We start from the raw sequence: 6,993 nt of genomic DNA, 5'->3' as shown, positions 1-6,993 counted from the left end.
GATTATCAGTGCCAACTCCTGCTGGAGGTCCTCGAGCACCGCTACGCCGAGGGTGCGATGGGTGAGCAGCTGGGTGCGGTGGTGCAGCGTTTCGCCGCTGCGGTGCGCCTGCACCAAGCCCTGGCCGAAGACCCCGGCTACCGGCAGGCCCGCGAGCAGGTCCAGCGGCTCGGCGAGCAGTTGCGTCGCGACGTTGAGCGTGGCCAACAGCGCGACCGCGAACTCGCGCGGCTGCGCCAAGAAGTCACCGAAGTCTGGCGGTTGCGGACCCGTCTCGCGGAATTGGAATCCCTACTCGACGCCATCGCCGGCCATCCCGCACACGACACCGAACAGCACCACCAGGTGCCGATGAGCCGCCAACAGCGCCGCGCCGCCCAACGCGCCGCCGGCAAAACCCGCTAACCCCTAACCCGCCGCCCTGCACCCGCAATTCAAACCCCAAGCCTTGTTCTATGACATGACCGGCGGTGGTCAGCAAAGGGGCTTATGCGCGGCGCTTTCAAAGGTCGTCAGCCCGGCTCCAGCGATCCCTTACCGATGATCACAAAGCCCTGCCCGCATGGCTGCTCGCCCCGCTCCAATTCAGTCGCACAGTGGATCGCGGTTCAGTAATTCTGATCGTCGTTGTGTGGGGCGAGTCTTCTTCTGTGGGTCGCCCATTGATGCTGTATTTGGCGGTCGCAGTCATCTTCGATGCGGTGTCGCACGGCGGCAGGAACGGCGTTTCCATACTGGGGATGGTCGTCGAGCCAATCAGAGATTCTCTCCTCCACCATGGCGTGGTAGCGGGCGCGGAACGCTTCGGCATCAGGGTGTTCCCGTTCGGTTGCGTTCTTGTCAGAGACAGTTTCGTCGGCCAGGTCGGAGAGGTTCGGGATTTTCCCGCCCAGCAGGTGGGCCAGCTCCTGCCGGTTCGGCACTTCTCCGGTCCGCAGTGCTTTCTGTATCAGTGGGTGCAGCTGGGAGATATCAGCCATGTTCGTGGGCCTATTTTTAGATTTTTCCCAGCCACCCCGACCACGCGGGAGACAGCACGAAACCACGCCCTTGGGGGTCCTTACACGCGGTCATCTTCTTGTCATCCACCCCGCAGATCACTCCACTGACCGTGATCGAATGAAACGGAGGCAGAGTCTTTATCTGCTGGCCATTTATAACGTCCGACGCGGGTCCTTCGTTCGTTTGCTTAAGCCCCGTGTCCGTGCCGACCCAATTCACCATATTGATTCCCGCGGCTGGGTTTGAGGTGGCTGGAGGAACGCCGGGCAGGTTGTTCCCACTGCATTGCGCTGCTCCAATGGGAAAGTTGCAGGTGATTCCATCGGGAGTAAGGAAGTAGGTTCCCGAGCTCGGGTGCCCTGGTGTGGTGGTGTCGATCCGGTAGTCGGCGATGTTGACCGGTGTGTAGCCGCTGAGGTCGGGGAATTTTGACGGCTCTGCGTGTGCGGTGCATGCAGTGATTGCAGCAGTGAGGACCGCGCCGGCGGCAGCGATAGTGAGTGTTTTAGCGATCATGTTCGTCCTGTAGGCGTCGGCGGCAGTGTGGTCTATCGGTGATTCGGGTTCACTTGGAACTGCTCCACGGTGTAGGGGATGCCGGGGTTGACTGGTGTGGTGTTCCATTGGCTGACCAGGATTCCCATGTTGTCTAGCGTTGCCCCGGGCATGATGTAGCCACCGTAGTTCTGCGGCACTCTGTCTGGCTCACCCCATGATCCGCCTGCGGCGACCAAGGTGCTTGAACCCTTGTCGAAGATTTCGGACGGGAAAGCATTGCCCACGCGTACCTCCGTGTTCCCTGTTCCGCCGTTGAACCCGGACAGCACTGGCCTTCCCTCAACCTCCCGGAAGCTGAGTTCTCCGAAGTTATCGCGACTGACGCGGACGGGCTGTTGTTCAGGATTGCCGAATTCGTGTCCGGTCCAGGGTTGCCAGGCGTCGCGGTTGGTGATGTGGTCGGGGTCGACGCGGTACATGGTGACGCCTTGGTGGCGGTCGAAGCCGTCGGCGGCGATGTAGATTTTGCCGTCGTTGCCTTGGTAGCCGCTGATCTGTGTGGGTGCTTTGGCGGGGTCGCTGATTCGCAGGGGCTCTCCGGGCACACCGGCGGTGGGGTTGGGTATCGACGCCCAGGGTTTGTAGCTGCCGTCGATAGGTTTCCAGCCGCCGGCGGGATTGTTGGTGACCTCGACCAGCCAGGAGCCCCCTTGGGGTGCTAACCCTTCGTTGGTATTGGTGCCTACCACCATCATGTAGGTTCGCCCGTCGCGGGTGGTGATGCTGCCGGCGGGCAGGGCGTTGTTGGCTCCGGCGTTTTTGGCTGCCTGGGGCAGTGGGAACAACACATTGCTACCGTCCGGCCCGGTCAACGGCGCACCGAAGTGGGCGCGCCCGTGGGCGTCGAAGGTGACGGGCACTGCCACGGAGGGAAAGTGTTCTCCGTCGCCCATTTGTCCTCCGCGATAGGAGTCACCCAACACCGCGACGTATTGCCCGCTGGGCAGTCTGATGATTTCTCCGAGATCAGCTGCTCCGATACCGGGGATGTGCGCGCCGGTCCCAGCGACGGGGCCTAGATTGCGTACCTGTCCCGGGGCCAGCCCCGGCGGCAGGGCCAGTTGGGGGCCATTGCTGCCGCTGAGTGCGGCGATGGCGGCGCGGATAGCGGCAGCGGTGTTGGTGTCGGCGGTACCTAGCTCATCGGCCAGGCGCTGCAAAGTCACCGTTTCGGTGGCGGCCTCATTGGCCCGCTGGGACTGCACGGCGTTGATGTCGGAGTCATCTAGGCCCATCAGCTTCGCCAGCTTCTTCGCAGCGGCGTAGTCATAGGTGTCGGTGACGACCCAGTCCTCCGACACCGCGAAATGATCGGCCTCTAAGCCCTGTGCCTTGTTGTTGAGTCCGTCGATCATGGGCTGCATGGTGTTCTTGCCGTTCTCATAGGCATCGGCCAAGGCATGCAAATCAGCCGCGACGGTGCGATCCTGCATCAACTCCCGGTCAGCTCGGGTATCGGCGGCGTTTCTCGAAAGGCCCTCCCAGTCGAAGTCATAGACCGTCTCGTGGACTCGTTCCCCGGATTCGGCCAGCTGATTCGCCGCGGCGCGCAACGGTCCCGCCATGTCAGCTAGGGCGGTTGCGTTGGCCTTGGACACCACGCTTTTTTGCGGGCGACTCAACTCACTGATCCCCCCAGAAATACGGGCACGGGTCTAGCTGGGGGTCAGGTTCATCTCGCCCATCGCGGTCAGCCCGTCACCAACCTGCTGCGACAGCCACGAAGGCCGCAATAATCCCGGCGTAACCAGGTCCGCCAGAGCGAAAGCGTCCGCGGCGTTGCGAAACAACAACGCCATCTGCTCACAGCGCCCACCGGCCACCTTCAACGCCGACACCACCGCATCACGGGCCGCCGACAGCTGCGCGGCGGTAACAAACCCCGCGAGGCCCGCCGCCGCAGCGGCGGGGTCCGGCACCGCCAGCCCGCTCACCAAGGCGCTCTCCGTGCCGATCTTGCCGGCACCGGCACGGACACTATCCGGGGTCACACTGAAGTTCGCCATCACGTCCTCCCGAAAACCCGATCACCCACAAAGGGACATTGTTTGAGCAGGCACCCACCGTAGTAGACACCTACGTCAGCCCACTCACTTGTCCCGCGCCCATCGTTGTCTCACATCTAGAGAATGAAGACGGCTCAGATTCTGTCTCGTCGAAGGAGCGATGTCGTGGCGGCAGAGGACAGTCGTGGTCTGCTGACTTGCGCTCAGATTGATGGTGGTCGTCGGTTGATTACGCGCAGCACTTGCTCGGGGTGGTTGCCCGGCCAAAACGCGTGTAGAGCCCAGGTGGCGCCGGCGGCCGCGAGCCGAGAAAGGTCGGTCTCCGGGCGGGAGACGACCGCGATGTCGAACCCGTCGAGAGTCCCGCGGATGCCCCGAACACTGTCAGCGATGCGTTCGACGGCGCCGGTGTCGGCGCTGAGCGGAAAGATGCCGTCGTAGCGTGCGGCTCGCCGAATAGGTCGGCCCGTAGTGCGCGCGGTGCCAAACCATAGCGGAATTCGCGGTTGCTGAACCGGTCCTGGGGTTGTCCGCACCGCTATTGCGGTGATGGTTCCTTTGTGGTCGACGGTGCGGCCGTCCCATAGTGCGGTCAATGCGGCGGCTCCCTCGTCGAGAATGTCTCCGAGGCGCTTGTGACCGCGCTCACTGAAATTTCCCACTGATGCTCATCGAAATTCCCCACCCGTGTGGCTCCGCCGAGAAGGGCGGGCCTCCTTCCAAGCTGCTGGTGTCTGACGCCAGTTGCTTCACCGAAGGAGGCCCGCTTTCTCATGCTCACATGGGAGGACGATGTGGAAGTACATGCCCTACGCAAGCGTGGTTGGACGATCGCGGCGATCGCCCGCCACACCGGCTTCGACCGCAAGACGGTCCGCAAGTATCTGGCCGGTGACGGCACCCCCGGGGTACGCGCCCGGCCCGGCCCCGATCCATTCGACCCGTTCGTCGACTACGTCATGGCGCGGTTGACTGAGGACCCACACCTGTGGGCCCGGACCCTGTTTGACGAACTCGAAGACCTGGGGTTCGGTCTGTCGTATCAGAGCCTGACCCGCAACATCCGCGTCCGGCGTCTACGGCCGGTCTGTGAGGCGTGCCGGACCGCCACCGAGCGCCCTAACGCAGTGATCCCACACGCACCCGGGGACGAAACCCAATGGGACTGGCTGGAATTGCCAGACCCGCCGGCATCCTGGGGGTGGGGCAAGACGGCGCATCTGCTGGTCGGCTCGCTGGCGCATTCGGGAAAATGGCGCGGCTTCTTGGCGCCCTCGGAGGATCAGCCGCATCTGGTCGCCGGCCTCGACCGCGTCACTCGTGGACTGGGCGGGCTGACCCGGGTGTGGCGGTTCGATCGGATGGCCACGGTGTGTGACCCCGGCAGCGGTCGGATGACCGCGTCCTTCGCCGGGGTCGCCAAACACTACGGCGTTTCGGTGGCGATCTGCCCCGCCCGGCGCGGCAACCGCAAGGGCGTGGTCGAGAAGGTCAACCACACCGCCGCGCAACGCTGGTGGCGCACCCTGGCCGACGACATGACCGTCGAGGCGGCCCAGGCCAACCTGGATCGCTTCGCCGTACTCCGCGGTGACACCCGACGGCGGGCCAGCACCGACGGCCGCTCCTCGGTCGCCGTGGTCGCCAAGTCCGAACTGCTGGCCCCGGTGCCGGCGGTGTATCCAGTGATCGTGGCTGAGGCTCGCACCGCCTCGCGGCAGGCAATGGTGTCCTACCGCGGCAACCGCTACTCGGTGCCCCCAGAACTGGCCGCCGCCCAAGTCGTCGTATCGCATCCCGTCGGCGGCCAGTTCTGCGACATCGCCACCATGAGCGGCATCGTGATCGCCCGCCACCGGATGGCCGCCGATGGACTCGGCGTCATGGTGCGTGACAGCGGGCACGTCATCGCCCTGGACGCCGCGGCGATGGCCACCGCTACCACCGGGCGCCCCCACCGCCGCAAGGAACGCATCCCACCGGGCCCGGCGGCCAAAGCTGCTGCTGCACAACTGCTCGAAGCCAAGGACTCCAATAGCCTTGGCGCCCAATCCCCAATCGAATCAACCGATTCCACCGTCATCGATCTGTCCGTCTATGAGCGGGCCGCCCAGAACAGGACCATCCAATGACCCCCACGCCACGCAATGGCAAGACCACCACTACCAACGAGGAATCACCGTCGGCGGCGGCGAGCCGTTATCAGCAGCTGCGCTCGCATCTGGCCGAGCTCAAACTGGCCGCGGCCGCCGAAGCCCTACCGGCGGTGCTCGACCAGGCCACCGCCGAAGGGCTGTCGCTGACCGTCGCGTTGGAGCGACTGCTGGCCGTGGAAGTCAAGGCCAGCACTGCCCGCCGCCTAGCCGGCCGGCTGCGGTTCGCCTGCCTGCCGACCCCGGCCACCCTGGCCGACTTCGATGTTGATGCTGCCGCCGGGATCGACCGCAAACTCATCGACGAACTGGGCACCTGCCGCTACCTGGAGTCAGCGACCAACATTCTGCTCATCGGGCCGCCGGGCACGGGAAAGACACACTTGTCGGTCGGATTGGCAAGGGCTGCAGCCCATGCCGGCTACCGGACGTACTTCACCACCGCCGCCGACCTAGCCGCCCGCTGCCACCGTGCCGCGATCGAGGGACGCTGGGCCACCACCATGCGCTTCTATGCCGGTCCGACGCTGCTGGTCATTGATGAACTCGGCTATCTTCCGCTGCCCGCTGAAGCCGCCTCGGCGTTGTTTCAGGTTGTCTCTCAACGGTATTTGAAGACCAGCATCGTCATCACTACCAACCGCGGGGTGGGTGCATGGGGCGAGATCCTCGGCGATACCACCGTGGCAGCGGCCATGCTGGACCGCCTGCTGCACCGTTCCGTCGTCATCAACCTCGACGGCGAGTCCTACCGGCTACGTGACCACCAGGCCGCCGCCGAAACGCTGCGCCGGACCACCACCGGCACCCGCCAACAACTACACTGACCGCTGCTCACAGGTGAGGAATTTCGGCGAGCACACCTGGGGACTTTCGATGAGCGCCGTCACTTGTGGTCAGCGTCTTCACCGAAGGCGCTGTATTCACCTCCGACATCCCCACCGGTACCGAGCCCCAGGGTGAGCCGGCCTCGACTGAGGTGGTCGAGGGTGACCGTTTCGCGGGCGAGCTTGGCGATTCTGCGGCGCGGGAGTGGCGTCACCATGGTTCCGATACGGATGCGGCGAGTGACCGTCGCCACCGCGGCCAGCACCACCCACGGGTCGGCAATGTCCCACTCGCCCGGAATGGGACTCAATACGTGGTCCCAGACAAACAGTCCGCCCCAGCCGGCCTCTTCTGCTGTACCGGCGATGTCGGTTATCGCATGCGGATCTGCCAACGGGCCAAATAGTGGGACATAGATCGCATGTCGCATTCACTGTGATCTTCAG

General features: G+C 64.4%; 9 protein-coding genes. 3 read left to right on the top strand and 6 right to left on the bottom strand.

The window, feature by feature from the left end; translation table 11 throughout:
• The coding region (locus tag QXK92_RS33970) for a septation ring formation regulator EzrA (RefSeq protein WP_306249127.1) at positions 1-405 on the top strand (405 nt) is incomplete at its 5' end.
• Positions 406-608: 203 nt separating this feature from the next.
• Here the strand turns inward: QXK92_RS33970 and QXK92_RS33965 are convergent.
• From QXK92_RS33965 to QXK92_RS33945, 5 genes are all read right to left on the bottom strand, one after another.
• Positions 609-980 carry a hypothetical protein gene (locus QXK92_RS33965; RefSeq protein ID WP_287042181.1) on the bottom strand — a complete coding sequence of 124 codons (372 nt, stop codon included), beginning with the start codon at positions 978-980 and terminating at the stop codon, positions 609-611.
• 16 nt (positions 981-996) lie between these two features.
• Positions 997-1,518: a hypothetical protein gene (locus QXK92_RS33960; RefSeq protein ID WP_287042179.1), complete on the bottom strand. Its 522-nt coding sequence runs from the start codon at positions 1,516-1,518 to the stop codon at positions 997-999.
• Between the two features lie 32 nt (positions 1,519-1,550).
• Positions 1,551-3,125 (bottom strand): DUF4185 domain-containing protein, encoded by a 1,575-nt coding sequence (locus QXK92_RS33955; protein WP_287042177.1) that lies wholly within the window; start codon positions 3,123-3,125, stop codon positions 1,551-1,553.
• Positions 3,126-3,215: 90 nt separating this feature from the next.
• Positions 3,216-3,566, bottom strand: a complete 351-nt coding sequence (locus QXK92_RS33950) for a hypothetical protein (RefSeq protein ID WP_287042175.1) — start codon at positions 3,564-3,566, stop codon at positions 3,216-3,218.
• Positions 3,567-3,769: 203 nt separating this feature from the next.
• On the bottom strand, positions 3,770-4,228 hold the full coding sequence (locus QXK92_RS33945; RefSeq protein ID WP_306249123.1) for an LLM class flavin-dependent oxidoreductase: 459 nt from the start codon (positions 4,226-4,228) through the stop codon (positions 3,770-3,772).
• Between the two features lie 111 nt (positions 4,229-4,339).
• On the opposite strand from QXK92_RS33945, the gene QXK92_RS33940 reads away from it, so the two are divergent.
• Positions 4,340-5,698 (top strand): IS21 family transposase, encoded by a 1,359-nt coding sequence (locus tag QXK92_RS33940; RefSeq protein WP_306249121.1) that lies wholly within the window; start codon positions 4,340-4,342, stop codon positions 5,696-5,698.
• Complete coding sequence (gene istB, locus QXK92_RS33935) at positions 5,695-6,546, top strand: IS21-like element helper ATPase IstB (protein WP_306249119.1); 852 nt, start codon at positions 5,695-5,697, stop codon at positions 6,544-6,546. The genes QXK92_RS33940 and istB overlap by 4 nt, the downstream gene beginning before the upstream one ends.
• A 59-nt stretch (positions 6,547-6,605) precedes the next feature.
• Here istB and QXK92_RS33930 read toward each other — a convergent pair whose 3' ends face one another.
• Positions 6,606-6,941, bottom strand: coding sequence for an LLM class flavin-dependent oxidoreductase (locus QXK92_RS33930; RefSeq protein WP_306249117.1), 336 nt, complete (start codon positions 6,939-6,941; stop codon positions 6,606-6,608).
• Positions 6,942-6,993: the final 52 nt, after the last annotated feature.

It is taken from the genome of Mycobacterium sp. TY815 (assembly GCF_030755135.1).
Lineage (GTDB): Bacteria > Actinomycetota > Actinomycetes > Mycobacteriales > Mycobacteriaceae > Mycobacterium.
The sequence above is the reverse complement of the archived record's forward strand: the minus strand, read 5'-3'. Positions and strand labels throughout refer to the sequence as shown.